Source organism: Alkalibacillus salilacus (assembly GCF_030812915.1).
GTDB classification, from domain to species: domain Bacteria; phylum Bacillota; class Bacilli; order Bacillales; family Alkalibacillaceae; genus Alkalibacillus; species Alkalibacillus salilacus.
In genome coordinates this window covers 155,517-181,874 of sequence record NZ_JAUSTQ010000002.1, presented here as the reverse complement: position 1 = coordinate 181,874, position 26,358 = coordinate 155,517, and the positions used below count along the sequence as shown (strand labels likewise).

Annotated in this window: 29 protein-coding genes and 1 riboswitch; of the genes, 27 read left to right on the top strand and 2 right to left on the bottom strand. The window is 36.8% G+C overall.

Annotation, left to right across the window (positions count from 1 at the left end; genetic code table 11):
- The first annotated feature begins 14 nt into the window (after positions 1 to 14).
- The 3 genes from prmA to deoC are packed head-to-tail and all read left to right on the top strand — an operon-like array spanning position 15 to position 2,463.
- Positions 15 to 959, top strand: coding sequence for a 50S ribosomal protein L11 methyltransferase (gene prmA, locus J2S77_RS03130; protein WP_306974546.1), 945 nt, complete (start codon positions 15 to 17; stop codon positions 957 to 959).
- A gap of 9 nt (positions 960 to 968) precedes the next feature.
- Complete coding sequence (locus tag J2S77_RS03125; RefSeq protein WP_306974543.1) at positions 969 to 1,742, top strand: RsmE family RNA methyltransferase; 774 nt, start codon at positions 969 to 971, stop codon at positions 1,740 to 1,742.
- A 49-nt stretch (positions 1,743 to 1,791) separates the two neighbouring features.
- The gene (gene deoC / locus J2S77_RS03120; protein ID WP_306974541.1) at positions 1,792 to 2,463 is read left to right on the top strand and encodes a deoxyribose-phosphate aldolase; all 672 of its coding nucleotides are present in this window, start codon (positions 1,792 to 1,794) and stop codon (positions 2,461 to 2,463) included.
- 30 nt (positions 2,464 to 2,493) lie between these two features.
- Here deoC and J2S77_RS03115 read toward each other — a convergent pair whose 3' ends face one another.
- A complete protein-coding gene (locus J2S77_RS03115; RefSeq protein WP_306974539.1) occupies positions 2,494 to 3,429 on the bottom strand; it encodes a Na/Pi symporter in 936 nt (311 codons plus the stop codon).
- 142 nt (positions 3,430 to 3,571) lie between these two features.
- Here J2S77_RS03115 and rpsU point away from each other — a divergent pair, with 142 nt between their 5' ends.
- The 23 genes from rpsU (at position 3,572) to guaA (ending at position 23,777) form a co-directional block, all read left to right on the top strand.
- Positions 3,572 to 3,751 (top strand): 30S ribosomal protein S21, encoded by a 180-nt coding sequence (gene rpsU / locus J2S77_RS03110; RefSeq protein ID WP_306974537.1) that lies wholly within the window; start codon positions 3,572 to 3,574, stop codon positions 3,749 to 3,751.
- Between the two features lie 18 nt (positions 3,752 to 3,769).
- A complete protein-coding gene (locus J2S77_RS03105) occupies positions 3,770 to 4,216 on the top strand; it encodes a GatB/YqeY domain-containing protein (protein ID WP_306974535.1) in 447 nt (148 codons plus the stop codon).
- A 138-nt stretch (positions 4,217 to 4,354) separates the two neighbouring features.
- Positions 4,355 to 5,674: an NfeD family protein gene (locus J2S77_RS03100; RefSeq protein ID WP_306974533.1), complete on the top strand. Its 1,320-nt coding sequence runs from the start codon at positions 4,355 to 4,357 to the stop codon at positions 5,672 to 5,674.
- Between the two features lie 24 nt (positions 5,675 to 5,698).
- Positions 5,699 to 6,703, top strand: a complete 1,005-nt coding sequence (gene floA / locus J2S77_RS03095; RefSeq protein WP_306974532.1) for a flotillin-like protein FloA — start codon at positions 5,699 to 5,701, stop codon at positions 6,701 to 6,703.
- 25 nt (positions 6,704 to 6,728) lie between these two features.
- A complete protein-coding gene (locus J2S77_RS03090) occupies positions 6,729 to 7,220 on the top strand; it encodes a YqfB family membrane protein (RefSeq protein WP_306974529.1) in 492 nt (163 codons plus the stop codon).
- An 80-nt stretch (positions 7,221 to 7,300) separates the two neighbouring features.
- A complete protein-coding gene (gene yqfC, locus J2S77_RS03085) occupies positions 7,301 to 7,591 on the top strand; it encodes a sporulation protein YqfC (RefSeq protein ID WP_306974528.1) in 291 nt (96 codons plus the stop codon).
- A gap of 14 nt (positions 7,592 to 7,605) precedes the next feature.
- Positions 7,606 to 8,757: a sporulation protein YqfD gene (locus J2S77_RS03080; RefSeq protein ID WP_306974527.1), complete on the top strand. Its 1,152-nt coding sequence runs from the start codon at positions 7,606 to 7,608 to the stop codon at positions 8,755 to 8,757.
- A gap of 3 nt (positions 8,758 to 8,760) precedes the next feature.
- Complete coding sequence (locus J2S77_RS03075) at positions 8,761 to 9,714, top strand: PhoH family protein (protein WP_306974525.1); 954 nt, start codon at positions 8,761 to 8,763, stop codon at positions 9,712 to 9,714.
- Between the two features lie 24 nt (positions 9,715 to 9,738).
- A complete protein-coding gene (gene ybeY, locus J2S77_RS03070) occupies positions 9,739 to 10,212 on the top strand; it encodes an rRNA maturation RNase YbeY (RefSeq protein WP_370871770.1) in 474 nt (157 codons plus the stop codon).
- Complete coding sequence (locus tag J2S77_RS03065; protein WP_306974522.1) at positions 10,202 to 10,561, top strand: diacylglycerol kinase family protein; 360 nt, start codon at positions 10,202 to 10,204, stop codon at positions 10,559 to 10,561. Before ybeY ends, J2S77_RS03065 begins: the two co-directional genes overlap by 11 nt.
- A gap of 146 nt (positions 10,562 to 10,707) precedes the next feature.
- Positions 10,708 to 11,613 carry a GTPase Era gene (era, locus tag J2S77_RS03060; RefSeq protein ID WP_306974520.1) on the top strand — a complete coding sequence of 302 codons (906 nt, stop codon included), beginning with the start codon at positions 10,708 to 10,710 and terminating at the stop codon, positions 11,611 to 11,613.
- 99 nt (positions 11,614 to 11,712) lie between these two features.
- Complete coding sequence (locus J2S77_RS03055; protein ID WP_306974518.1) at positions 11,713 to 11,862, top strand: YqzL family protein; 150 nt, start codon at positions 11,713 to 11,715, stop codon at positions 11,860 to 11,862.
- 16 nt (positions 11,863 to 11,878) lie between these two features.
- On the top strand, positions 11,879 to 12,622 hold the full coding sequence (gene recO, locus J2S77_RS03050; RefSeq protein ID WP_306974516.1) for a DNA repair protein RecO: 744 nt from the start codon (positions 11,879 to 11,881) through the stop codon (positions 12,620 to 12,622).
- Between the two features lie 87 nt (positions 12,623 to 12,709).
- Entirely contained in the window at positions 12,710 to 13,339 is a 630-nt protein-coding gene (gene ccpN, locus J2S77_RS03045) for a transcriptional regulator CcpN (protein WP_306974514.1), read from the top strand.
- Between the two features lie 16 nt (positions 13,340 to 13,355).
- Positions 13,356 to 14,153, top strand: coding sequence for a pyruvate, water dikinase regulatory protein (locus tag J2S77_RS03040; RefSeq protein ID WP_306974928.1), 798 nt, complete (start codon positions 13,356 to 13,358; stop codon positions 14,151 to 14,153).
- 278 nt (positions 14,154 to 14,431) lie between these two features.
- On the top strand, positions 14,432 to 16,261 hold the full coding sequence (gene dnaG, locus J2S77_RS03035) for a DNA primase (RefSeq protein ID WP_306974512.1): 1,830 nt from the start codon (positions 14,432 to 14,434) through the stop codon (positions 16,259 to 16,261).
- A gap of 25 nt (positions 16,262 to 16,286) precedes the next feature.
- On the top strand, positions 16,287 to 17,456 hold the full coding sequence (gene rpoD / locus J2S77_RS03030) for an RNA polymerase sigma factor RpoD (RefSeq protein WP_306974510.1): 1,170 nt from the start codon (positions 16,287 to 16,289) through the stop codon (positions 17,454 to 17,456).
- Between the two features lie 25 nt (positions 17,457 to 17,481).
- Entirely contained in the window at positions 17,482 to 18,024 is a 543-nt protein-coding gene (locus J2S77_RS03025) for a hypothetical protein (RefSeq protein ID WP_306974509.1), read from the top strand.
- Positions 18,025 to 18,120: 96 nt separating this feature from the next.
- On the top strand, positions 18,121 to 18,486 hold the full coding sequence (cccA, locus tag J2S77_RS03020; RefSeq protein WP_306974508.1) for a cytochrome c550: 366 nt from the start codon (positions 18,121 to 18,123) through the stop codon (positions 18,484 to 18,486).
- A 105-nt stretch (positions 18,487 to 18,591) separates the two neighbouring features.
- Positions 18,592 to 19,290: a tRNA (adenine(22)-N(1))-methyltransferase gene (locus tag J2S77_RS03015; protein ID WP_306974507.1), complete on the top strand. Its 699-nt coding sequence runs from the start codon at positions 18,592 to 18,594 to the stop codon at positions 19,288 to 19,290.
- Positions 19,287 to 20,414 carry a Nif3-like dinuclear metal center hexameric protein gene (locus tag J2S77_RS03010; RefSeq protein ID WP_306974506.1) on the top strand — a complete coding sequence of 376 codons (1,128 nt, stop codon included), beginning with the start codon at positions 19,287 to 19,289 and terminating at the stop codon, positions 20,412 to 20,414. The genes J2S77_RS03015 and J2S77_RS03010 overlap by 4 nt, the downstream gene beginning before the upstream one ends.
- Before the next feature lie 159 nt (positions 20,415 to 20,573).
- A complete protein-coding gene (guaB, locus tag J2S77_RS03005; RefSeq protein WP_306974504.1) occupies positions 20,574 to 22,037 on the top strand; it encodes an IMP dehydrogenase in 1,464 nt (487 codons plus the stop codon).
- A gap of 29 nt (positions 22,038 to 22,066) precedes the next feature.
- Positions 22,067 to 22,168, top strand: a riboswitch (purine riboswitch).
- Between the two features lie 70 nt (positions 22,169 to 22,238).
- Positions 22,239 to 23,777 carry a glutamine-hydrolyzing GMP synthase gene (gene guaA, locus J2S77_RS03000; RefSeq protein WP_306974503.1) on the top strand — a complete coding sequence of 513 codons (1,539 nt, stop codon included), beginning with the start codon at positions 22,239 to 22,241 and terminating at the stop codon, positions 23,775 to 23,777.
- Positions 23,778 to 23,927: 150 nt separating this feature from the next.
- On the opposite strand, the gene J2S77_RS02995 is transcribed toward guaA, so the two are convergent.
- Positions 23,928 to 24,887, bottom strand: coding sequence for a 4-hydroxy-3-methylbut-2-enyl diphosphate reductase (locus tag J2S77_RS02995; RefSeq protein ID WP_306974501.1), 960 nt, complete (start codon positions 24,885 to 24,887; stop codon positions 23,928 to 23,930).
- Positions 24,888 to 25,029: 142 nt separating this feature from the next.
- Here J2S77_RS02995 and J2S77_RS02990 point away from each other — a divergent pair, with 142 nt between their 5' ends.
- Positions 25,030 to 26,355, top strand: a complete 1,326-nt coding sequence (locus J2S77_RS02990) for a DEAD/DEAH box helicase (RefSeq protein WP_306974499.1) — start codon at positions 25,030 to 25,032, stop codon at positions 26,353 to 26,355.
- The last annotated feature ends 3 nt before the right edge of the window (positions 26,356 to 26,358 follow it).

Sequence of the window (26,358 nt, the reverse complement as noted above, 5' to 3'; positions counted from 1 at the left end):
GTGAGTTGATTTGAGTGAAATGGTCTGAAATTAAAATTCATACGACAAATGAGGCAATTGAACCTGTTTCAAACATTCTACATGAAGCAGGTGCAAGTGGTGTCGTCATTGAAGATCGTAATGACTTAAACAAAGATTGGTCGACCATGTATGGTACGATTTATGAGTTGGACCCTGACAACTATCCAGAAGAAGGTGTGTATATTAAAGCGTACCTACCAGTCAATAGTTTCTTAGGTGAAACTGTAGATGAGATTAAGCAAGCTGTTAGCAATCTTGTAACATTTGACATTGATATTGGCCACAACCATGTAACCATTTCTGAAATTAACGAAGAAGAATGGGCAACAGCTTGGAAAAAGTATTATAAGCCTGTAAAAATTTCAGATCGTATTACAATAACGCCAACATGGGAAGATTATGAGCCAGTTAGCAGTGACGAGATTATCATTGAACTCGATCCTGGTATGGCATTCGGAACAGGGACTCACCCGACAACTGTTCTTAGCCTGCAAGCTTTAGAACGTTATATACAAACAGGCGATCATGTGGTTGATGTAGGTTCTGGCTCAGGTGTGTTGTCAATTGGTGCTATTCTTTTAGGTGCCAGTAATGTTCAAGCATATGACCTTGATGAAGTCGCCGTAAAAAGCACGACGATTAACGTTAAGTTAAATCAAGTTCAAGATCGTGTGACAGCTTTGCAGAACGATTTGTTAAAAGGTGTCGATACTCAGGCTGATGTCATTGTTTCGAATATATTAGCTGAAATTATTGTTCAAACCACTGAGGAAGCTTACCAATTGATTAGACCAGGTGGTTATTTCATCACTTCAGGTATTATTAACGCCAAAAAAGACCTTGTTAGATCAGATCTTGAAGACAAAGGTTTTGAAGTGATTGAAGTTAACAAAATGGAAGAATGGATTTCTATGATTGCAAAGAAACCTGAATCATGAGGGATGACGATGCAAAGATACTTTATTTCAAACGATCAATGGGATTATGATAAGGGTCAAGTAACGATTAGTAGTGAGGATTATCATCACATTAATAAAGTCATGCGTATGACATCAGGTGATATCGTTATTGGCTGTAATGAGAACGAAGAAAGTTTTGAATTGGAACTGAGTCAGTTTGATGACTCAACGCAAACACTGGTTGCGACAATCAAACAAGCATTAAATGAACAAGTAGAGTTACCTGCACATATCACATTGGCTCAAGGTTTACCCAAAGGAGATAAACTAGAAACCATTGTTCAAAAAGGTACGGAATTAGGAATGCGTTCGTTCATCCCGTTACAAATGGATCGTTCTATTGTTAAATGGGATCATAAGAAGCAGGATAAAAAACTAAATCGCTTGCAAAAAATAGCAAAAGAAGCAAGTGAACAATCTCATCGACTGATGATACCGACCATTCAATCATTGCAATCATTGTCACAGGTGGTGGATTCAGGTGAGTTTGACCTGATGATTGTGGCAAGTGAATACGAGGTAAAAGATGATCATAAACCTGAGTGGACATTGTCAGATATTATGAATCAAATTGATTCAGACCAGCGAGTCCTATTGATTATAGGCCCAGAAGGTGGTATTTCACCGCATGAATTAACCATTTGTGAAGAAGCTGATGTACTACCAGCTAGATTAGGGCGTCGTATATTAAGAACGGAAACAGCTTCACTTTATGTATTATCTGTATTATCCTATTGTTTAGAGGAAAATTATAATACTTGATTTTCCAAATCAGCGTTATTAATTGTATATTTAATAAGGAGAGATCACAATGAGTCAATCGTTAGCAAGTAAAATTGATCACACACAACTAAAACCAGATACACAAACGGAGAAAATTAATCAAATTTGCCAAGAAGCAAAAGAGAACGCATTTGCATCTGTTTGTGTAACACCAACATGGGTGGCACATTGCTATGAGCTGTTAAAAGATACTGATGTTAAAGTTTGTACTGTTATTGGTTTTCCTTTAGGCGCAACTACACTTGAAACTAAAGTGTTTGAAACGAACCAAGCAATAGAAAGTGGAGCAACTGAAGTCGATATGGTGATTAATATTGGCTCATTAAAAGATGGTCAATATGAAGAAGTAGAGCGTGATATCCAAGCTGTTGTTGATGAAGCAAAAGATCGCGCACTAGTTAAAGTCATTATTGAAACATCTTTATTAACTCAAGATGAGAAAGTAAAAGCGTGTGAATTAGCTAAGCGTGCTGGTGCTGATTATGTGAAAACGTCAACTGGTTTTTCAGGTGGAGGAGCGACTGTTGAAGATATCAAACTAATGCGTTCAACAGTCGGGCCTGAAATGGGAGTGAAAGCATCAGGCGGTGTAAAAAGCCTTGAAGATGCTAATGATATGATTAATGCTGGTGCTACACGCATTGGTGCATCATCTGGGGTTGAAATCGTTAAAGGTGAACAATCTAACGCTGATTATTAAGAAAAAAACCGCTGGTAACGCAGCGGTTTTTTAAGTTGGCTTATAGAATAATTTCATAAATGAAGCAAATGGTTTTAAGAAAATCAAGATGACCAAACCAATGATTATATTATAAAACAATGCGATGAAAACAATTTGCTGTTCAATCGATGTAATCATATTCGTAATAACATCAATCATATAGGTCTCAAACAACAACGGAAATGTTAGAACCAACAATAATCCCACTGAATTTATGGCAATATGACTATAAGCTACTAATTTTGCTAATTGACTTTGTCCAATTGAAAAAAATAACACTGTTATACATGTCCCAAGATTAGCTCCAACGATCAAGTATAAAATATGATGTAATAAAATAGGACCATCTTCTATAAAGCCAATTAAGAGGGCTGTGAAGGTCGTTGAAGATTGTAATATGGCAGTTATGGCGAAACCTGAAAACAAAAGTTGAAATGGTGACGTATCAGGTGATTCTAGCCAAGCATCGATCTGAGACATAGATAATGCATGAGTTAAGTTTCCAAAACCATTTAATGTGGCAAAAATAACGCCAATACCTAGTAACACAGCACCAATACTAAACCAACTATAATGTTTAAAGGGAAGAAGCACAAAGATAAAGCCAACAATTAGACACCCAATCATTAATACATCATTGTTCCACACAAAAAGTTGCGTGGTTAACGTGGTGCTAATATTTGCGCCGATTAAATAACACAAAATGAACGGAATTGATCTTTTCATAGAACCGATAAATGTCATCAGCATAGCAATGGATACTGAACTACTTTGAAAAAGTAATGTCATAACAAAGCCAAACAGAAATCCATTTCTTTTGGAAAGTTTTGATTCTAATCGCTCAATGTACTGTTCTGTTAGGGTTTGAAAACCTATTTTCATCAAAGTTAAGCCAAAAATTAATAAACCAATTAAAACAAAGATGAGCAACAACATTGAATACATATGAACACCTCAATTCATCTTATGTCAATTTGGACAAGTGATGTCTAAAACATTGACCAATGCGAAAATATTTAATATAATGACTTAAGATGTGCTAAGGCACATATTGATTTATGCGTTTTATTTGGAGGGAGGGTAGAGCATGTCAAATCAAACGAACGTTAGAAAGAATGAATCTATTGAAGATGCTCTTCGACGCTTTAGAAAATCGGTTTCTAAGAATGGCACGCTTTCAGAATATCGTAAGCGCGAATTCTACGAAAAGCCGAGCGAACGTCGTAAGAAGAAGAAAACAGAAGCTGCCAAAAAGAATAAAAAGTAAGAAGAGGGTGTAACTTTAATGGCTTTGCTTGATCGTTTAAACGAAGACATGAAACAAGCTATGCGCAATAAAGAGAAAGATAAGCTTACAGTCATTCGTGGAATTAAATCTTCATTGCAAAATGAAGCGATTAATAAAAAGGGTGGAGAGCTCACAGAAGACGAAGAGCTCCAAGTTCTAATGCGGGAAGTAAAGCAAAGAAAAGACTCCCTCCAAGAGTTCAAGGATGCTAATCGTGAAGATTTAGTCGAAAAAACGGAGCAGGAATTAGCTCTTGTTGAATCATATTTACCACAACAATTATCCGATGATGAATTGGTGGAGATTATCGATGAAACTATTCAAGAAGTCGGAGCAACGTCTAAACAAGATATGGGCACAGTAATGAGTGCTGTCATGCCTAAAGTTAAAGGTAAAACAGACGGTTCAAAAGTCAATAATCTTGTTATGGAACGATTGCAGTAGGTAAAGAAAGATAGGTGCTTTGCATGTCAATGAGATCATCATGAAAGAATTTAGAAATGATGCATTGATTTGCTTAGCACTTATTTTTTAGCCTGTATTATCGTAAAATTGTGACGGTTTAATTAAGGGGGGTCATAATTGCGACGCTTGCTACAATTAAGTATTATAATAATGATATGTTTAGTAGCTGGGCAAATGCCATCATCATTGGCTGATCAAGAATCCGGAAATGATACCGTATACATTGTTCCAGTTGAGGATGATGTAGAAAGAGGTTTAGTGGCGTTTATGGAACGCAGTATTACAGAAGCTGAAGAGAATTTTGCTGACCATATCATTTTTGAAATCGATACGCCTGGGGGAAGAGTTGATTCAGCAAATGAAATTGCTGGTTTACTATCTGATACTAATACAGCTACTACTGCTTATGTTAAAAGCCAAGCATTGTCAGCCGGTTCTTACATAGCATTAATGACAGATAGCATATATATGAATAGCGCCTCAACAATGGGAGCTTCAGGTGTCATTACAGGTGATGGAACAGCAGCAGATGACAAAGCTCAATCAGCGTGGATTGCTGCAATGGAAGCAGCAGCTGAACGGCAAGACCGAGATCCTTTGTATGCAAGAGCTATGGCTGATCCGTCGATTGACTTATCTGACATGGACGCAGGTGAAGGTGAATATTTAACTTTAAGTCCTGATGAAGCTGTAGAAGTTGGTTATGCTGAAGCAAAAGTCACTAGTCGTGAGGATGTCATTAGTCAATTAGGTTATGAAGGGGCTCGGGTTGTTGAAACACAACCGACGATTTCTGAAAATATTGCTCGTTTCGTAACCAATCCTGTCGTAATCTCAATATTATTATCGGTTGCGAGTATCGGACTAATCGTTGAACTATATTCACCTGGATTCGGGGTCGCTGGGATCATGGGAGGTGCGTCGTTATTATTATTTTTCTACGGCCATCTGATTGCTGGCTTTGCTGGCTATGAATCTTTGATACTATTACTAATAGGTTTAACCTGCATTGTTATTGAAATTTTTGTACCGAGTGGAATATTTGGAGCTATAGGTGGTGTCTCTATTCTAGGCGCTTTATTAGTATCTGGTGCTGATATTGGTCAAATGGCAATCAGTTTAAGTATAGCCATCTTACTTGCGGTTTTTGTGGCAGTTTTCTTGTTTAAAAAATTAGATACTAATCGTGGCATCTTTAGACATATTGTTTTAAAAGACCAAACTAGTTCTGAAAAAGGTTATCTATCTAATCAAACTCGAAATGATTTAATTGGTGAAGAAGGGACGGCTTTAACTTTCTTACGGCCGTCAGGAACAGCTATCTTTGGCGATGAGCGACTTGATGTTGTAACAGAAGGTCAGTTTATAGACCGAAATAAACTGATTAAAATTGTCAAAGTGGAAGGTTCTCGGATTGTGGTTCGAGAAATAAAATAAGAGAAAATTTATGGAGGTTTTATCATGGAATTAGCATTAGCGGATTTATTACCACTAATAATTGTTGCATTACTTATTATAGGTATTGCAATCTTATTCACATTTGTTCCTGTTATGCTATGGATTAGCGCCTTAGCAGCTGGGGTGCGTATTAGCATTTTCACATTAGTTGGTATGCGTTTACGTCGAGTTGTACCGAAAATGGTCATTAACCCACTAATCAAGGCACATAAGGCTGGGTTAGATGTTCATACCAATCAACTTGAAAGCCACTACTTAGCAGGTGGTAATGTCGACCGCGTTGTAAACGCACTGATTGCTGCACAACGCGCGAATATCGAATTAAGCTTTGAACGATGTGCTGCGATCGATTTAGCAGGTCGTGATGTATTAGAAGCTGTTCAGATGAGTGTTAATCCGAAAGTAATTGAAACACCATTTATTGCTGGTGTTGCCATGGATGGTATTGAAGTGAAGGCAAAAGCTCGTATTACTGTTCGTGCAAATATTGATCGACTCGTTGGTGGTGCAGGTGAAGATACAGTCATCGCACGTGTAGGTGAAGGAATTGTAAGTACGATTGGTTCATCTGATAATCATGGAAAAGTACTAGAAAATCCAGATACAATTTCACAAAACGTATTATCGAAAGGTTTAGATGCAGGAACCGCTTTCGAAATTTTATCAATCGATATTGCTGATATCGACATTGGTAAAAACATTGGAGCCATGTTACAGACAGATCAAGCTGAGGCTGACAAAAATATTGCTCAGGCAAAAGCGGAAGAACGTCGTGCTATGGCTGTTGCGCAAGAACAGGAAAACATTGCGAAAGTTCAAGAAATGCAAGCTAAAGTGGTGGAGGCTGAATCTGAAGTACCTCAAGCACTTGCTGAAGCATTACGAAATGGTAACATGGGCGTAATGGATTACGTGAATTATAAAAACATGTTAGCTGATACTGATATGCGTGAAATGATTGGTAAATTAAGCAAACATGAAAATGATGAGAGTGATGATAAAAAATAATCGCTCTAAAGGAGAGTGATTGCATATGGGCGGATTAATTGAATTAATCGCCAGTAACATCTTTATAATTTTTGCGATTCTCGCTGGCTTGTTTAGTATTTTTCAAAAGAGCGGGGACGAAGAAGATTCTCGTGACCGCCCCGTATTCAAAGAACAAAACCGACAGACATCCACATCTCCTGAAAAAACTGTGAGTGATGTGAAAGAATCTGTTCAACAAACAGCGCAAGAGAAAATGGATGATTTGTCTAACCAAACTTCCAGCTGGTATGAAGCGATGGAGGATTCTAGACAACGTTTAGAAGAAGTCGAAAATCAACCAGCTTCAAGTGGTGTTCATGGTGATGCCATAGGTGGCATGGACGCGATTAAACGAGGTTCAATTAGTCAAAGTGATCAGTCTTCAATCCCTCGTGTATCTGTTCATGAAAATATTACGCGTAAACGAATTGTCGAAAGTATCATGATGGCTGAAGTATTGAGCAAACCTAAATCAAAAGCCAATAAAACATTATAATGAAACATTTAAAGCACAGAATGTCTTGCGTATACATTCTGTGCTTTTTTCATATATTGGTGATGATAGGGGGAAGATTCATGAAAATGATACCGAAACCATTCCGCAACTGGTTAAGTCGATATGGGCAATTACCAGTTGATATCGTATATGATTATCCCCGTGTAACAATGATCGGACAGCTACACTTATATATTGAAAATCATCATGGACTGAGTCACTTTTCAAACCAAGAGATCATCATTAATCAACAACAATCTCAGATGGTGGTGACTGGAAGGGACCTAGTGATTAAAAATTTACTCAAAGAAGAAATCGTAATAGAGGGTCAGATTGAAAATGTAAGTTGGCGAAGTCCATCAAATTTATAAAAAGGGGTGATGAGTTGGACAAGTATTATGACTATAAATTAGTTCAGGTAAGAGTTACTGGTAATCAGTCAAATGAACTTATTCAATCAATTGCTCATGATGGGCATCCTATTAGAGATTTAAAACAAATAAATAATGAACAATTTTCATTGCGTGTGACACCTCAAACATATTTTGAAATGAAGCGTAGAAGACATACATATTCATGTCGATTAAAACTAATTCATCGGCCACGTTTATTAAAAGGAAAACAATTTAAACAATTTGGAATCCCAATAGTCATTGGGGTTTGTTTAGCATTTATCTTAATCTTGCTATTATCAAACATAATATGGCGTGTAGAAGTCATTGGTGGATCACAAGAGTTACGATATGATGTAACAGAAACTTTAAATGAATTAGGTTTAAAACGGGGGAACTGGATGCAACATAAAGAGACCTTAAGTGATATTGAACGAGAAGTGATGAATCGTATTGATGAGCTTTCTTATATTGGTATCAATCAACAGGGAACTGCTTTCACCATTACTGTTGAAGAATCTGAAACTTTTGAAGAGCCTAAGTCAGATGAGCCAGTTGACTTAATCGCGTCTAAAACAGGTGTGATCCAATCCATGTTTGTTGAAGTGGGTAAACCCATGGTCAATGTTCAAGATACGGTTAATCAAGGTGATCTGCTTGTGTCTGGTTTATTGGATGAAGAGGGTGAAGTTAAAGTCCATGCTGAGGGGGAGGTCTTGGCAGATGTGTGGTACCGGGTTCAAGTTACCTCTCCATTAAAGCAAAGTTATGAGATGCTTACAGGTGATAAAGAAACAAATTATTCATTAACTCTTTTTGACCGTTTTGATATATTTGGTCCTACAACGGACAACCTAACGTATACAACTGAACGGCCATTGTATTTTTTGAATTGGGAATTACCCATTACCTATAAGCGACATGACCATTATAACTTACAAACTGAAACCAAGGAATTTGAAGAATCCGAGCAATTAAAAGAAGAAATCGAAAATCAAATGAAACGTCAATTAGATTCTGATATCGACGTCGTCTATCAAAAAGTTTTGCACGAGGAACGCGACAGTGATAAAGTTAAATTAGATATTTTTGTTAAAGTACATGAAGATATTGCTAGTAAACAAATAATTGATCAAGGAGATTGATGTATGCAAGACGATAAACAGAGCATTAATTTACATCTTGAAGATCATAACGATACACTAAACCTGTTCGGTACTAATGATCGTAATATTAAGCAAATAGAAGAGTTTTTGCCCGTCAATATTATTACACGAGGTGGGCAGATTAAAATAGAAGGCCAAAAAGAAGATATAGAGCTTGTGCATGACTTACTACAAAAAGTTTTAAATGTCGTTAAAAAGGGCATTACAGTAACTGAGAGAGATATTATCTATGGTATTGAATTGGCGCGTACAGACAAGCTTGAACAATTTGAAACCTTATTCGAAGATGAAATCACTAAAAACCAGAACGGTAAGCCAATTCGTGTAAAGACTTTAGGTCAACGAGATTATGTCGCGGCGATGAAAGCGAATGACCTTGTGTTCGGAATTGGACCTGCTGGAACGGGTAAAACTTATTTAGCCGTGGTCATGGCTGCAAAAGCATTACGTAACGGTGAAGTTAAGCGAATGATTCTGACAAGACCAGCTGTTGAAGCGGGTGAGAGTTTAGGGTTTTTACCAGGTGATTTAAAGGAAAAAGTAGATCCATATCTCCGCCCATTGTATGATGCTTTACATGATGTCATTGGTAAAGAACATACGGCAAGATTGTTGGAACGTGGCACCATTGAGATTGCTCCCCTAGCCTATATGCGCGGGAGAACCTTAGATGATGCTTTTGTCATTCTAGATGAAGCCCAAAATACGACACCAGAACAAATTAAAATGTTTCTAACACGACTTGGATTTGGTTCTAAAATGGTTGTGACAGGAGACATTACACAAATTGATTTACCTAAAGGTGTACAATCAGGATTAAGAGTCACTGAAGGTAAATTGTCAGGTGTGAAAGGTATATCATTTAATTACTTAAAAGGTGCTGATGTCGTCCGTCATCCACTTGTACAACGCATCATTGATGCATATGAAGCTTAAATCGTAACAAAGGAGGTTGTCCTTGTGCAAATTGACTTTATCGATGAAACAGAGCTTGTTGAAAATGATTTGATTAAGCTATTAGAAGACGTTTTGCAATATGCTGCAAATGAGGAAAACATTGAAGAATCGGCAGAAATGTCTGTCACAATCGTGGACGATGAAACCATTAAACAAATTAATGCTGATTACCGTGAGAAAGACTATGCAACGGACGTCATTTCATTCGCACTCGAAGAACAAGGAGAAGGAGAGTTAGATATTGTTGGTGATGACCTCCCTGTTCATTTAGGTGACATTGTCATTTCTTTTGATAGAGCTAAAGCTCAGGCCAATGAATATGATCATTCTTTAAATCGTGAACTTGCGTTTTTATCTGTGCACGGTTTATTACATCTAATAGGGTATGATCACGAAACAAAAGCAGATGAGAAAGCAATGTTTCAAAAACAAGAATCGATCTTACAATCATTCGGATTGAAACGAAATGAAACGTAATCGTGTCGGATTTAATTATGCTCTAGCTGGATTAAAGACAGCCATTAAGCAGGAGTTTAATATTCGAATCCACCTCAGTATTCTCATGATTGTATTTTTCATGGGGTGGATGGCCGAGGTAAGTTTGACTGAATGGGCCATAATTGTGGTCGTTAGTGGTGTCGTGTTAACGGTTGAGTTAATTAATACTGTTATAGAGTATGTGACCGATGTATTATTTCCTAATTATGATCAATTAGCTAAACAAATTAAAGACATTAGCGCAGCTGCTGTCTTAATATCATCAATCACAGCATTTACTGTAGGTTTATTAATTCTCTTACCGAAATTCTGGGAGATCATCTCATAACCATTTTAAAACTCGCTCATAGCGGGTTTTATTTATTTAAAGAACTTAATGAGTGAACTAAAAACCACGACATTTGTCATTTATATGAAATCTTATCTAATTTATAGTAAACTAGAAGAACAAGTTATGAATAGGAGAGACAAGTTATGACGGAACAATATCATTCAGGATTTATTGCGATTATTGGACGCCCAAACGTCGGTAAATCCACATTCATGAATCGAGTTATCGGTGAAAAAATTGCCATTATGAGCGATAAACCACAAACAACCCGTAATAAGATCCAAGGTGTATTAACCACTGATAACACGCAGTATGTTTTCATTGATACACCTGGAGTACACAAACCCAAACATCGTTTAGGTGACTTTATGGTTCAGTCCGCTATTAACACATTAAATGAAGTAGATGTGGTTATGTTCATGGTTAATGCGGACGAAAGTTTTGGTAAAGGTGATGAGTACATCATCGAAAGGTTAAAACAAGTGAAAAATCCCGTTGTATTGGTCATTAATAAAATAGATGAAGTACACCCTGACGAATTATTACCAATCATTGATACGTACCGTAAGCAACTAGATTTTGAAGACATTGTTCCCATTTCTGCTTTAGAAGGTAATAATACAGAAGAACTATTAAATGTGCTCTCAAAACATTTACCAGAAGGACCTCAATATTATCCTGAAGATCATTTAACAGATCATCCTGAACGATTTATCATTAGTGAATTCATTCGAGAAAAAGTATTACATCATACTCACGAAGAAATTCCTCATTCAATTGCAGTCGTTATTGATTCGATTAAAGAACGAGAGGATCAAGATATGATTGATGTACAAGCAACGATTGTGGTGGAACGAAATTCGCAAAAAGGGATTATAATAGGAAAGCAAGGTAAAATGCTGAAACAAATTGGATCCGAAGCGAGAACAGATATAGAATCTTTATTAGGCACTGGCATCTATTTAGAATTGTGGGTGAAAGTGCAAAAGGATTGGCGAAATCGTCAATTTCACTTACGAGACTATGGATATCGTGAAGATGAGTACTAATCGTATGAATTGGTAATTATTTTAACTTATTAACTGTTTCATTTCGGTGAAACATAAGCTTGAAGATTTCAGTTCAATAACTGAAAGGTGGAGAGTAAAATGTTTAACATCCCTTGGAGTTTGTTTGAAAAAACCGGAAATGTCGAAGCATATTTGCTTTTGAAACAATTAGAATCTAATCAAAGTAATCAAAGAGCATTAACCTCATCACAAAATGCATCAACGATTAAACCTAACGTAAAAAGGTAAGAGCAGGTGAGAGGATATGGAGCAAATTAATGGTATTGTGCTAAGAACACAAGATTATGGGGAAACAAATAAAATTTTAACAATACTAACAGAACAATATGGCATGATCAGTGCAGTAGCACGTGGTGCAAAAAAGAACAAGAGTCGAATGGCTGCGGTTGCGCAGCCATTTATCTATGGGCAATATTTGCTCTATATAGGTAAAGGTATGGGGACTGTTCATCAAGGTGAAGTTTTACATAGTATGAGGCACATTCGTGAAGATATCATGTTAACAGCATACGCTACATATATTGCTGAGCTAACGACTAAATTATTAGATGAAAAAAGCCCAAACCCAGCTTTGTTCCAAGAGTTATTAGTAAGTTTAGAAAGAATGGAAGAAGAATCGCCACTAGCTATTACTTTAATGTACGAAATGAAAATGTATTATATTGGCGGATTTGCGCCAGTTGTTGACCAATGTGTTAATGGCCATTCAGACCAACCGATTGCTGGATTTTCTGTTATGGCAGGCGGTGTGGTATGTGAACACTGTCAATATCAAACAACGGATTGTATTAAACTTTCACCACAGCTTTACCATGTTCTAAGAATCATGAGTCATAGAAGCATAACAAATATTCGAGATATTTCGATTAAGAATGAGACACTAGAAGCAATCAAACATATTTTAAATCAATATTACGATTATTATGGTGGATTCACGATTAAATCGAAGCGATTTCTAAAACAAATGAATGATTTGCAGCAAGAATAGTTAAATGTGTTATACTTTCTTTAACTATATAAAGAAATAGTGTATAATATTTGTGTTGTGAGGACCTTTATGAGGTGGTGAAAGAAATTGGATTTATCTGAAAGACAGGAATTAATTGTCGATATAGTAAAAGAACGAGGGCCAATTACAGGTGAAAATATCGCAGATGAATTAAATTTAACACGGGCTACGTTACGTCCTGATTTAGCTATATTAACAATGGCAGGATTTTTGGATGCTAGGCCGCGTGTTGGTTATTTCTATACAGGTAAAACGGGAAGTGAATTACTAACTGATAAAATTAAAAAGTTATCTGTTCGTGATTATTATTCAGTGCCAGTTGTTGTGAACGACCAAGCCCATGCTTATGATGCAATTACGACTATGTTTTTAGAAGATGTAGGTACATTATTCGTGGTTGATCAACATGGGATCTTAGTAGGTGTACTGTCTCGAAAAGACTTATTAAGAACAAGTATGGGACAACAAGACTTAACGGAAGTACCTGTACATATCATTATGACACGATTGCCAAAAATTAAAGTATGTCAAAAGGATGATTTACTATTAGATGCTAGTATAAAACTGATAGAAAATCAGATCGATGCTTTACCTGTCGTTCAAGAACATGAGCGGGGATTAGAAGTGATTGGCCGGTTAACAAAGACCAATATTACTAAAGCTTTTGTTGGTTTAGTTAACCAAGATCGTATTTAAAAGGGGGCGGTGAGTGATGAACCCAAAAATGTTTTATATAGTTTCAGATTCCGTTGGTGAGACTGCTGAACTAATGGTAAAAGCTGCGGTTAGTCAATTTACTGACTCAGATATGCGGATTCAACGTATACCTTATGTAGAAGATCTAGAGACATTAGATGAGGCAGTCCAAACAGCAAAAGAAAGTGAAGGATTAATCGCCTATACACTTGTTAAAACAGAATTTCGTGAACGAATTAAAACAAAAGCAGAAGAAAATCAAGTTGTAGCAATGGATTTGATGGGGCCTTTGATTGAGAATTTAAAGGGATATTTAGATGAAGAACCTGCTTTACAACCAGGTCTAGTTCATAAGTTAGATGAAGATTATTATAAACGAATTGAAGCGATTGAATTTGCGGTTAAGTACGATGATGGTCGGGATGCAAAAGGAATTTTAAAAGCTGATCTTGTATTAATTGGAGTGTCAAGAACTTCTAAAACACCTTTATCACAGTTTTTAGCGCATAAACAATTAAAAGTTGCGAATGTTCCTATTGTTCCAGAAGTCGAACCACCTGAAGAATTATTTCAAGTGCATCCGAGTAAATGTATTGGGTTGAATATTGACTCCGAACAATTAAACCATATTCGAACAGAACGCTTAAGATCGCTTGGTTTAGACGGAAGCGCTAATTATGCTAAAGAAGAACGTATTCAAGAAGAAATTGACTATTTTAATAAGATTGTTGATAAAATCGGGTGTCGAACAATCAATGTTTCAACTAAAGCAGTTGAAGAAACTGCCAACGCTATTTTAAATACCATAAGGTGAAAAAATTATTAATCGGCTCGTCAAATATAGACGGGTCGTTTTATTATGTTGCAAGAAATATTCAAAGGATAAAATTTAAACAAACTAATAGCGTTAACTGAAATTTTAGGTTATAATGCATACTTGTGGTGAAATTTATCACTTTATGTCTATAAAAAATTAACAATTTAGTTTTTAGAGGTTTTAAAGAGAATTCTGGATATAAAGGATAAAAAAACTGTCGAAAGTTGAAGGGATTTAAAAACTTCTATCGAATAAATATAGATATGGTGATGTATATGCAAGAAAAAATACCAGAAGAACTCATTGATCAAATCGTATCACAGAATGATATTGTTGATGTGATTGGTGAGCATATACAACTAACTCATAAAGGCCGAAATTATTTTGGTCTTTGCCCTTTTCACGGTGAGAATACACCATCTTTTTCTGTTTCACCTGATAAACAAATTTTTCATTGTTTTGGATGTGGAAAAGGTGGTAATGTAATCAATTTTGTAATGGAACTTGATTCATTATCATTTGTTGAAGCTGTTCAAGCATTAGCTAAACGAAGTGGTGAAACGATTCCAGATCAATATATGCCTGATTCAAATGAAACAACATTAACTGAAACAGAACAATCAGCTATTAATGCTTATGAATGGGCTGGTCGGTTGTTTCATCATGTATTACGCTATACTGATGATGGTAAAGATGCGCTTAAGTATTTAAAAGAAAGAGGATTTCAGGATCAAGATATCGAACAGTTTCAATTAGGCTATTCACCTTATAAAAGTCAGTTTTTAGTTTCATTTTTAGAACAAAAAGGATTTGAGCTCCAAAGCCTAGTTGATACAGGTTTATTAAGCCAACGAGACGGGAATACCATCATTGACCGCTTTCAAGGTCGAGTTTTATTTCCGATTCACAACCATCAAGGAAAGATTGTTGGTTTTGGTGGTCGTGCAATTGAAGAAGGGGTTGAACCCAAATATTTAAACAGCCCTGACTCTAAGCTTTTCCAAAAAAGTAAATTATTATACAACTTTCATCAAGCACGTAAACCAGCTCAAAAACAAGATGAAATCATACTTTTTGAAGGTTATGCTGATGTGATTAAAGCAAGTCAAGCAGGAATAAAGCATGGCGTTGCCACATTAGGAACGAGCCTAACAGAGTATCAAGCTCGCTTACTCTCCCGTTATGTATCAAAGGTGATTATTTGCTTTGATGGAGATCAACCAGGAAGAGAAGCGAGCCAGCGAGCTGCAGAAGTTGCGAGAAAAGCGGGACTACAAGTCTTAATTGCAAACATACCTTACCAAATGGATCCAGATGATTTCATCCAATCTTACGGTGAAGATAAGTTCCAAAATCAAGTTTTGGGCACTGCTGAGCCATATGTTGCTTTTATGTTGAACTTTATCAAGAAAGATTTTAATTTACATGTTCAACAAGATCAACTGACTTATATCGAAAAAGCGCTCGATTTGATAGCAACGGTGGATCACGCAGTAGAACGAGACGTATATTTAAAGCAATTGGAAGAAAACTTTAATTTATACCGTGAGACACTAGAAGATGAGATTGCAGAACGCAGAAGAATAAATGATCGCCGTCATGAACAAGCTAAACGTGCTAAGTCTGATAATCAATCAAGTCGACAACCCAAACGTCGAGACGCTATATATCCTGCATTTCAAAATGCAGAGCGACAATTATTAGCTCATATGTTGCAAAACCGCTATGTTGCTGAGCAAGTTCAAGAACGTTTAGGTTCTAAGTTCAACATGCAAGAGCATCAAGTGTTAGTGACTTATCTCTATGCATATTATGAGGAGGGCAACGAACCTAATGTTAGTCGTTTTATGGAGCGTTTACCAGAAGAAACTTTAAGACAACTGGTGTCGTCACTAGCGCTTATATCCATTAGTGATACGTTAGAGCGAGAAGAATTAGATGATTATTTATTTGCCATTCTAAAAGAAGCGGATGTAGATCAGGAAATTCGTTCATTAGAAACGATGCTTAAAAATGCTGAAAAAGAAAATGATCCTAAATCCGCAGCAAGAATAGGTATGAAAATATTGGAATTGAGAAAGAAAAGTAATAAATCCAAGCTATAGCGACCAGTTTGGAAGGAGGGGTAGCATGGCTGAGAAGCCAATCGAATCACAAGAAGCAGAACAACAACAGAATCAGGATCAAGAACAAACACAAGGTCAAGGGCAAGACCAAGAGCAAGAACTAACATTAGACCAGACAAAAGAACAATTACTTGAAACAGGTAAAAAACGAGGTGTCCTCGTTTATGAGGAGATTGCAGATAAATTAGGTCATTTTGATTTAGATTCTGAACAAATGGATGACTTCTATGAAACCTTAGCTGATCAAGGAATCGATATTATCGGCGAAAATGATGACCCTAATTTGCAAAAAATCACGAAAGAAGAAGATCTTGACTTAACAGATCTTAGTGTTCCTCCAGGTGTTAAAATTAATGATCCTGTTCGCATGTACTTGAAAGAAATCGGACGCGTCGATTTGTTATCTGCTGATGAAGAAATTGATTTAGCAACTCGGATTGAACAAGGTGACGAAGAGGCTAAACGCCGTCTATCTGAAGCTAACTTACGTTTGGTGGTAAGTATTGCAAAACGTTATGTCGGTCGGGGTATGCTATTTCTTGACTTGATTCAAGAAGGTAATATGGGCTTGATCAAAGCCGTTGAGAAGTTTGATTACCGTAAAGGGTTCAAGTTTAGTACGTATGCGACTTGGTGGATTAGACAAGCAATAACACGTGCTATAGCTGACCAAGCTCGTACCATTCGTATCCCAGTTCACATGGTTGAAACCATTAATAAGTTAATCCGTGTGCAAAGACAATTACTTCAAGATTACGGTCGTGAACCAACGCCTGAAGAAATTGCTGAGGAAATGGATTTAACCCCTGATAAAGTACGAGAAATTCTCAAAATTGCTCAAGAACCTGTCTCACTTGAAACTCCAATTGGTGAAGAAGATGATTCACACTTGGGCGACTTTATTGAAGACCAAGAAGCAACATCACCTTCAGATCATGCTGCTTATGAATTATTAAAAGAACAACTTGAAGATGTATTAGACACATTAACCGATCGTGAAGAAAATGTTCTGAGACTCCGCTTTGGACTAGATGATGGTCGAACACGAACATTAGAAGAGGTAGGTAAAGTCTTTGGTGTCACTCGAGAAAGAATACGCCAAATTGAAGCCAAAGCCTTACGTAAATTAAGACATCCTAGCCGCAGTAAACGATTAAAGGACTTTCTTGAGTAACCTCTCCAATTCGGAGGTGCAGCACGTGAATGAGGAACGAAATAAAGTCATTATCGATGAAATAAAACACTGGAAACAATCGAAACTATTACCTGCTGAATACTGTGATTTCTTATTAGCGCTTTACACATTTGGTGAAGGGGTAGAAGAGGATGAAAAGTCAGTTCAAAAACGTAAAAGGCGTCAAATGCTGTTTTACGTTGATCTCATCTTTTTAATTCTTCTTCTCCCAACTTCATTATTAATGTCTGTTGTAATCGATTTGAATGTTTATGTTGACTTGACACTATCTATTGGAATTTTACTAATTTTAATTGGTCATGTTTATTGGTTTAAACGACGATCTTCGTCCATGATTCACATACCTGTTATGTTAGTTTTTTTAATATTATTAATTAGCTCCATTTCGTTTATTAGCTCTATATATGGAGAAGGTATAATATTGAATAGTGTTGTTGCTGTTCATTGTATATTATGGATTATAATTGGTGTTATTTGGCGCTATTACTATTTAACAGCTTCTGGAATTGTAGGCATAATGTTATTAGCATCGATGATTTTTTTATAATAATTTCACATTTTATCTCTTTCCGTATCTCTGTTTTTAAAGTAAAATATAAATAGTTATGCATACATATATGGTGACATAAGGAGGATAAGACTGATGAGCAAGAACCCTATAGTACCGTTTGCGACAATTGCTGTTTTAGGAATTATAGCTATTATTGTTATGAGCGGTGTTGGATTAAATCAAATGCAATCTGCTGATGATGCAGAAAATGGTGAACAGACTGAAGAACAGTCATCTAGTGATCCAGAAACGCATTATGAAAACAACTGTATGTCATGCCATGGTGAAGATCTAGGTGGCGGTACTGGACCTGAACTACAAAACGTTAGTGAACGTTATTCAGTTGAAGAACTACAAGATATTATTGCTAATGGTGTTGAAGGTAGTTCCATGATGACTGGTGATTATGCAAATGATGAAGAAGCTCAAATGATGGCCGAATGGTTATCAGAACAATAGTGTCGAAATGATTGAAGTCCAGAAGCGTGTTTGTAAGAATGATACAGACAACAGTTTCTGGGCTTTTGTTTTTGTTTAGATCAATGTCGTAAAAGGAGATTCATAATGAAGACGATTCCTTTATCAAAACGTTTAAATACAGTAAAACAACTTATACCGCAATCGTGTAATGTACTTGCTGATATTGGTTCAGATCATGCTTATTTACCATGTCAAATCTGCCTTGAGAATGCCGATCTAAAGGCAATTGCTGGAGAAGTCAATGATGGGCCTATGCAAGCAGCTTTAAACCAGGTCAATCATTGGCAATTAAGTGATCAAATCGATGTTCGCTTAGGCGACGGTTTATCTGTCATTGATTTTGGAGAAGTTGATTGTGTAACGATAGCAGGGATGGGTGGGGCTTTGATCACGCATATTTTAACTGACGGTCTATCTAAATTGAATGGTCAAGAAACCCTTATTTTGCAACCGAATATAGATGCCCATTTGATTAGGCAGTTTGCCCAAGATTATGGTTACAATATAGAATATGAAAATGTGCTCGAAGAAGATGGGTATTATTACGATATAATAGTGCTAAAGCATAGTGATTCATCAGTGCATTATTCAAAAAAAGAAATTTATTTAGGACCACTGATGCTGAAACAACCCAATCAAGCGTTTTATGAGAAATGGCTTCGTGCCTATAAAAAACAACAACTCGTTGTCGATGAGATGTGTAAAGCTAAAGAACCAAATCTAGAAAAAATCAAACGGTATCAAGAAGAGTTACTATGGATTGAGGAGGCGTTGGAGCTATGACACAGAAGGTACAAGCAAAAGATATTATTAATTTATTAGAATCTTTTGCACCGAAAAGTTTAGCTTTTGAGGGCGATCCGATTGGCTTACAAGTTGGTGACTTAAATAGTTCTGTTGAAAAGGTCATGATCACGTTAGACGTACTAGAAAACGTAGTCGATGAAGCAATTAAACAAAACGTTGATTTAATTATTGCTCATCACCCATTTATTTTTAAACCTTTAAAATCGATTAATATGAATGATGAAAAAGGGAAAATCATTAATAAACTAATCAAGCATGACATTACTGTATATGCAGCCCATACGAATTTAGATATTACACAAGGTGGGGTGAATGATTGGTTGATGGAACAATTAGGATTACAACCAGAAGGTGTTGTGGTCCCAACTACGCAAGACACTTTGTATAAAATGGTTGTTTTTGTACCAACATCACATGAAGATGAATTGCGAAATGCCTTAGCTGAAGCAGGAGCAGGTCATATAGGTGAGTATAGTCATTGTACCTTTAATAGTGAAGGGTTTGGTACATTTAAACCACAAGAAGGAACCAATCCTTATATTGGCTCTACAGATGAATTAGAAAAAGTACAGGAATTACGTATGGAAACAGTCGTTCCATCTTCTATATTACAAGATGTGATCGATCAAGCTAACAAGGCACACCCTTATGAAGAAATGGCTTACGATGTTTATCCTTTAGAGCTTGATGGTGAACCGTTAGGTCTTGGTCGTATTGCAACACTAAATGAAACAACGACATTAGAGCAATTTGCTCAAACAGTTAAGAAAGCCTTTAATGTTCCCCAACTCCGATTTGTAGGCCGTTCTAATAAAAAGGTTAAAAAAGTTGCAGTAATCGGTGGTGACGGTAATAAATTTATACATCAAGCAAAACGGCAGGGCGCTGATGTGCTGATTACAGGTGATGTTTATTACCACACAGCGCATGATGCTTTAGGAATGGGACTTGGAATGATCGACCCTGGACATCATGTTGAAGAAGTGATGAAAGATGGCTTAAAGAGCGAATTAGTGGCCCGCACTGAAGCAAAAGGTTATGATGTGTCGTTTGTTAGTTCTAATCAAATGACAGAGCCATTTCAATTTCTTGGTGATTAATATTTAAATATTTGAAATCTTTTTACTTGTTTTAAGTTCATTGACATGTACTGACGCGATTGTTAATCTACTTTTAATATTTATCATTGCCTATATATCTTTTATGAACTGAGTTATATAGTTAAGATGAATAGTTGTAAAAAAGGAGATGAGTTAATCGTGTGGGAGAACAAATTTGCGAAAGAAGGGTTAACATTTGATGATGTTTTACTCTTGCCAGCAGTATCTAATGTGATACCTAATCAAGTGGATGTATCAACAGCATTAACACCATCTTTATCCTTGCAAAAACCAATGATCAGTTCAGGTATGGATACTGTCACTGAAGCTGATATGGCCATTGCAATGGCAAGGCATGGTGGTTTAGGCGTCATCCACAAAAACATGTCAATTGAAGAACAAGCTGATCAAGTTGACAAAGTTAAACGGTCAGAACGCGGTGTTATTACAGATCCATTTTACTTAACACCAGAACATCAGGTGTATGATGCAGAGCACTTGATGGGCAAGTATCGTATATCTGGCGTTCCAATTGTGAATAACAAGGAAGAGCTGAAGCTTGTAGGCATTATTACGAACCGCGATCTTCGTTTCATTCATGATTATTCGATTGCTATATCTGATGTCATGACAAAAGACGGGCTTGTTACTTCTTCGGTTGATACAACGTTAGAAGAAGCCGGCCATATTTTACAAAAACATCGAATAGAAAAATTGCCATTAGTGGATGAACATCAAGTTTTAAAAGGGTTAATTACGATTAAAGACTTGGAGAAGGACATTGAGTATCCTAATTCAGCTGTTGATTCAGCAGGACGCTTACTCGTTGCTGCAGCTGTTGGTGTTTCAGGTGATACGTCAAAACGAATTGAGAAATTAGTCAATGCCGGCGTCGATGCATTAGTTATTGATACAGCTCATGGTCACTCACAAGGAGTGCTTGACACTATCAGTATGATTCGCATGCAGTACCCTCACATGAATATTATTGCAGGTAATGTTGCAACTGCTGAAGGTACAAAAGCATTGATTGAAGCAGGTGCGGACGTTATTAAAGTAGGCATTGGCCCTGGATCGATTTGTACGACACGTGTAGTCGCAGGTGTTGGTGTTCCACAAATCACTGCAGTATTTGATTGTGCGAGTGAAGCTCGGAAGCATCAAGTTCCAGTGATTGCGGATGGTGGAATTAAATATTCAGGTGACATTGTTAAAGCTCTTGCAGCTGGTGCTCACGCGGTGATGCTTGGCAGCATGCTAGCTGGCACAACAGAAAGCCCTGGCGATATTGAAATCTATCAAGGACGTCGATTTAAAACGTATCGAGGTATGGGATCTGTTGCGTCTATGGAAAAAGGGAGTCATGATCGATACTTTCAGGAGGATAATAAGAAATTTGTTCCTGAAGGAATCGAAGGTCGAGTTGATTATAAAGGCCCTGTTGCCGATACCCTTTATCAAATGATTGGCGGCCTGAAGTCTGGCATGGGATATTGTGGTTCACCTACTTTAGACGAATTAAGAGAAGAAGCTCAATTTATCAAAATTACAGGTGCAGGTCTAAAAGAAAGCCATCCACATGATGTACAAGTAACAAAAGAAGCGCCGAATTATTCGGTTTAACGAAAAGACTTAACACACGATTAACAATTATATAATTTAACCGTTGCTTTCATATAGACTTACGAATATGGCGTAAGTGTTTCTACCGAGTTGCCTTAAACAACTGGACTATGAAGGTGGGTTGTTCTGTACAATTCTGCCTTCATATTAATTTTGAAAGGTTGAATTGTATTTTTTTGTTAATCAAAAGGGGATAATGATATGACAACCATTAAGGAAAAAGTAATTGTATTAGATTATGGCAGTCAATATAACCAACTAATCACTCGAAGATTAAGAGACATCGGGGTGTATAGTGAATTACATTCCAACCGCTTAACAGCACATGAATTAAAGGAGTTAAATCCAAGTGGCATTATTTTATCTGGTGGCCCTGGAAGCGTTTATGATTCCAATGCCACCCAAGTGGATGAAGCCATATTTGAATTAGACATTCCAATTTTAGGTATATGTTATGGAATGCAGTTAATGGCTCATCAATTAGGTGGTACTGTTGAAAAAGCTTCGAACCGTGAGTATGGTAAAGCGTCTATTGAAGTCAATGTTTCCTCGAAACTTTTTGAAGGCTTACCTGATCAACAGACTGTTTGGATGAGTCATGGTGATTTAGTGACTGAAGTTCCTCGTGGGTTTGAGGTTAATGCAATCAATGAATCGTGTCCAATAGCATCATTTAGTCATGAATCAAAATCATTTTATGGTGTTCAGTTTCATCCTGAGGTAAACCATACGGAGCATGGCAATGATATTTTGAAACATTTTGTTTTTGATGTCTGTGGTTGCCAAGGTGAGTGGACGATGGATCATGTTGTTGAGATGCAAATAGAAAAAATCCGTGAAGAAGTTCAAGATCGTCATGTTTTATGTGCATTAAGTGGCGGTGTTGATTCATCTGTTGTGGCTGTATTATTACACAAAGCAATTGGCGATCAATTAACTTGTATTTTTGTCGACCATGGTTTATTACGGAAAAACGAAGCAGACGACGTGATGAAAATGTTTGAGGAAGGCTTTCATATCAATGTCATTAAAGTAGATGCTCAAGATCGGTTTTTAGATAAATTATCAGGTGTATCTGATCCTGAGAAAAAGAGGAAAATTATCGGTAATGAGTTCATAGAAGTATTTGATGAACAAGCGGATCAGTTAACGGATATTGACTATTTAGCACAAGGGACGTTATATACTGACATTATAGAAAGTGGAACTGAGACAGCACAAACGATTAAATCTCACCATAATGTTGGCGGATTACCTGAACATATGAATTTAGAGTTAATTGAACCATTAAAAGCTTTATTTAAAGATGAAGTGAGACGATTAGGAGAAGAACTAGGTGTCCCAGAACATATTGTTTGGCGTCAGCCTTTTCCTGGTCCAGGTTTAGGCATTCGTGTTTTAGGTGAAATTACACAGGAAAAATTGGAGATTGTAAGGGAATCGGATGCTATTTTGCGTGAAGAGATCAAAATAAATGATCTAGAACGTGATGTGTGGCAGTACTTCACGGCATTACCGGGCGTTCAAAGTGTAGGCGTCCAAGGAGATGAAAGGTCTTATAATCATACTGTTGCGATTCGAGCTGTGACATCAGTCGATGGTATGACATCAGATTGGGCTCGATTACCATGGGAGGTTCTAGAGAAAATCTCTAATCGAATCACGAATGAAGTGAGCCATGTCAACCGAGTTGTGTATGACATTACAAGTAAGCCACCTGCTACAATTGAGTGGGAATAAATGAATTTTTTGTTTTGTGATGTAACAATCACGAAATCAAAAAGCACTTAATAATCAATCACTAGTTATGAGTGATTGATGGATAAAAAGACCCCAACCTGATTTTAATTGAATCAGGTTGGGGTTCTTTTGTGTTATGAATCGGTTAAGTTAAACGCGTTTTTTAGGTTTAACTTTCGGTAGAATCTTTTGTTTCGTAACTTTACTTGTTATATCCCAAGTATCTTCGCTCTTAGGATCGTATTGTTCGATGAATTTAATAACTTCTTTGGCAATTGGTGTTGGTGTTGATGCACCTGCTGTAACGGCTACGGTTTCACATTGATCTAACCATTCTAGCTGAATTTCAGAAACATCAGCAATTCGGTAAGCTTCTGTACCTGCTTTTTCTTTAGATACTTGAGCTAATCGGTTGGAGTTATTACTTTTTGGATCCCCGACAACTAAGGTTAAATCAGCGTCTTTTGCCTGTTCTGCAACTGCTTCTTGTCGTACTTGCGTTGCCATACATATCTCTTGTTCGATCTCAGTTTGTGGATATTTTTCTTGGACTTTGAGCATCGTATCGTAAACATCCCACTGGCTCATGGTGGTTTGATTTGTTACGAGTATTTTTGAATCTGCTGGTAAATCAAGGTCTTCAACTTCTTCATCGTATTGAATTAGATGGACATGATCTGGCGCAACACCAACAGCGCCTTCTGGTTCAGGATGACCTTTCTTTCCAATATAAACAATTTCATAACCATTATTTACATGTTCACGAATTAAGTCATGGGTTCTTGTGACATCAGGGCATGTGGCATCTAAAACAGTCAACCCTTTTTCTTCCGCGATTTGTTTAACTTCGGGAGATACACCGTGTGCTGTGAATACAACTGTTCCTTCATCAATATCTTTCAATAATTCTTCACGTGTTTTATCTTTACCATCAAGTGTTACAACACCTTCATCTTCAAACGCTTGTGTAACATGACTATTATGAACAATCATGCCGAGTATATAAATTGGGCGTGGTAGGTTTTGGTCTTTTGCTGCATTACTGGCAATAACCATGGCATCAACCACCCCGTAACAATATCCCCTTGGCGCAATTTTAATGACTTCCATGTCAATATGGCCTCCTCATGTATATATCTCTATTCGCTATTATAATCGTTATAGCTCACTTTGACAAAATCTTTGAATGAGTAGCATTTGTAAAGCGTGTCGTTTATAATTGGTTTTAGAAAGAAAAGGAGTTCGGATAACTATGAAACATTATTTTCAATCATATGATTTATCACATGAAATGCTAGGAATGATCAATCAGCTAGGGTTTAATTACTCAACTGATATTCAACACCGCGTCATTCCTAAAGCATTAAAAGGACACAACATCATTGGACAATCACAAACGGGAACAGGTAAAACACATGCTTATTTAATACCGTTATGTGATCAAGTTGATGAGGACCGTCAAGAAACACAGAAGATCATTATTACACCAACAAGAGAATTAGCGATGCAGATCTATGAAGAAGTTAAAACAATGATTTCTTTATCTAATGAAGCTTGGACATCGAAATTAGTCATTGGAGGTACTGATAAACAACGATTAGAACAAAAAATGCAAAAGCCTCCGCATATTATTGTTGGTACACCTGGGCGTATACTTGACTTTATGCAATCTCAAACGATTAATCCATCGACTATAAACAGTGTCGTGATTGATGAAGCTGATTTGTTAATTGATTTGGGATTGATTGAAGATGTTGATGAAGTCTTGTATCGCATGCATGAGGACGTGCAGACGATGGTATTCTCTGCGACCATACCGAAAGGGTTACAACCATTTTTAAACAAATATTTAACGAACCCTAGTCATATACAAATTGAGGAAAATGTTTTGAGTCCAGAACAATTAGAACATCGGTTGATCCCGTTAAGACACCGAGAAGTCGCTAGTATGATTGAAGCTGCCTCTAAGCTTATTCACCCTTATATTGCTTTGATATTTGTTAATAAGAAAGAACATGCAGATGAGTTAGCTAATCAGCTTATGGATCACGGGCTTGAAGTAGGCATTATTCATGGTGGCTTAAAACCTCGTGAAAGAAAGCGTATCCTTAAAGATTTAAAATCACTGCGGTATGAATATATAGTGGCTACTGACTTAGCAGCACGAGGCATTGATATCCCAGGGGTTAGTCATGTATTTAACGCTGAGATGCCGTATGACGAAGAAAGCTATATTCATCGAGTAGGAAGAACAGCTCGTGCAGGTCTTGAAGGAACAGCCGTAAGTTTTTATCAAGAGGATGATCTTTCTTTAATTCAATCATTAGAAAGTCGTGGTATTCAATTTGAAAACTATGATATTAAAAATGGTGAGTGGGTACCCGTTAAGAAATGGAATGAACGTAAGAAGAGAGAAGCTCAAGAAAACGAGCTAAATCAAAAAGCATGGAAACAAGTTAAAAAAAGAAAACAAGTTAAACCAGGTTATAAAAAGAAAATGAAACAAGAACAAGAAAAAGTAAAAAAAGAGCTTAAACGAGATCAATATCGCAAAGGGAAAGGTAAGAAGGGAGATTAAACA